The sequence below is a fragment of the Stenotrophomonas pictorum JCM 9942 genome (assembly GCF_001310775.1).
Lineage (GTDB): Bacteria > Pseudomonadota > Gammaproteobacteria > Xanthomonadales > Xanthomonadaceae > Stenotrophomonas > Stenotrophomonas pictorum.
Window position 1 is genome coordinate 1 of sequence record NZ_BAZI01000444.1, and the last position, 1,937, is coordinate 1,937.

The 1,937-nt window shown below is 68.7% G+C and carries 3 protein-coding genes; 1 reads left to right on the forward strand and 2 read right to left on the reverse strand.

Going from position 1 to position 1,937, the window contains the following annotated elements; all coding sequences use genetic code 11:
* A partial coding sequence (locus tag JCM9942_RS14820; RefSeq protein ID WP_425478359.1) for a ribonuclease HII occupies positions 1-643 on the forward strand: 643 nt, incomplete at its 5' end.
* Positions 644-658: 15 nt separating this feature from the next.
* On the opposite strand, the gene JCM9942_RS14825 is transcribed toward JCM9942_RS14820, so the two are convergent.
* A complete protein-coding gene (locus tag JCM9942_RS14825; RefSeq protein ID WP_145974275.1) occupies positions 659-1,093 on the reverse strand; it encodes a hypothetical protein in 435 nt (144 codons plus the stop codon).
* A gap of 54 nt (positions 1,094-1,147) precedes the next feature.
* Positions 1,148-1,937, reverse strand: a 790-nt coding sequence (locus JCM9942_RS14830) for a tetratricopeptide repeat protein (protein ID WP_157722961.1), incomplete at its 5' end; no start/stop codon positions are given.

The following is a 1,937-nucleotide window of genomic DNA, read 5'->3' on the forward strand; positions in this document are numbered from 1 at the left end:
CCGCATCCGCGCCGCAGAGATGTCGCTGTCGCTGTTCGACGATGCCGCAGTGGGCGCACATCCAGCCCCGCGCCTGATCGCCGGGGTGGATGAAGCCGGGCGCGGTCCGCTGGCCGGACCGGTGGCCGTGGCAGCGGTGGTGTTCAATCCGGATCTGCCACGCATCAACGGTCTGGATGATTCCAAGGCGCTGACCGCACTGCGCCGCGAGCAACTGTTTGATCGCATCATCGAACGCGCCCTGGCCCACGCCATCATCATGGTCGACGTGGCCGAGATCGACAGCCTGAACATCTTCCAGGCCACCATGCAGGGCATGCGCCAGGCGGTGGAAGGCGTGGCACATGTCGCCCAGTTCGCGCGCATCGACGGCAACAAGATTCCCCAGGGCCTGCCCTGCCCGGCCGAGGCGCTGGTCGGCGGCGACGCCATCGACCGCAGCATCATGGCCGCCTCGATCCTGGCCAAGGTCAGCCGCGACCGCTACATGCGGGATCTGCACCTGCAGTTCCCCGAATACGGCTTCGAGCAGCACAAGGGCTACGGCACGCCCGCGCACATGGCCGCACTGCGGGCCCATGGCCCGTGCCCGCAGCATCGTCGCAGTTTCGCCCCGGTCCGCGCCTGCCTGCAGCCGGCCTGAACCCGGCCGCAGCGTTCAGCGCGGCACGATCTTGATTCCCGGATCGATGCGGGAAACGCCAATACGCGCGTCGTAGGGGATCTCGCTGGTGCTCGTCACCGGCTTGGCGGTGATCAGCACTTCCTGGCGGTTGCCGACGGGCCTGGAGAGGAACTGCGTCGCCGCGGTACCACCTGGCGCTTCGGCGAAGGTGAGTTCGAACGACTCCTGCGCATCAGCCGATTTGCGCCACACCACCTGGGTGCCGCTGCGGACCACACACAGCTCCGGCGTGACGACCGGTCCGGCCACGCCCGGTGCCACATCGACATAGACCAGCTTGACCGCCCGTGGCGGCAACTGGTCCGTGCACAGCGGCGGCTCGCGCGTTTGCGCCGGCGATGTCTGCTGCATGGCCCAGGCCGCGGCGCTGCCCATGACCACTCCGTACACCCACGTTCTGCTACGCATGACGACCACTCCTGGATGGGGTCCGCCGCCACGGACAGGGGAAAAGCAGCCCCCTTATTGCCGGTGCGCGGCCCCGCCGGCCGCGGCGAAACGCTGCAACGACAGCAGTGCATCGATCCGCTGTTGCGGAACGCCCTCCTTCAGCGCGCTGGCGACGCAACTGCGGGCACCTTGCCGATCATCGAGCAGGGTCAGCGTCTGCGCACACCACAGCGCGACCTCGGCCGGCTGGGTGCCCAGTTTGCGCGCGCGCTGCAGGTCCTGCAGCGCGCGTGCCCGCTCGCCCAGATTGGCGCGATACCAGGACAGCAAGGCCAGCGCGTACGCATCGTCGCGGCGCACGTCGACATAACGTTGCGCCAGTTGCGCCGCGCGCCGGTATGGCACCTGCGCCTGGGCGGCGGTGTCCGGTGAGGCGGCCAGCGCATCGGCCAGATTGCCCCAGTGCAGATAGTCGTCCGGCTCCAGCACCGTGGCCTGCTGGAACAACCCTGCAGCGACGGCGTATTCGCCGCTGTCAAATTTCATCGCGCCCAGATTGGTCAGCGCCCCGGCATTGGGTTCGATCGACAACGACATGCTGAACGCCCGGCCAGCCTGGGCGCTGTCACCCTGGGCCAGATACAGACCGCCCAGGCTGCTCCACAGGCGACTGTCTTCCGGCTGCAGGAGGGTGGCGGTGACAAAGGCCTCGATCGCCTGGGGCAGCTCGCCGCGCAGCCAGTGGTGATAGCCGAGCAGACGGTAGATCTGCGCGTCGCTGGGCCGCGCCGCCACCGCCTGCTGGAAGTAGTCCAGCGCCCGCGCCTCCTGCCGAGCGCGCCATAGGTGCGGGCCAACCCGA

What these genes read in the sequence shown, in the direction of transcription:
- JCM9942_RS14825 (WP_145974275.1), bottom strand. Translation starts at nt 1,093, where the DNA reads ATGCGTAGCAGAACGTGGGTGTACGGAGTGGTCATGGGCAGCGCCGCG.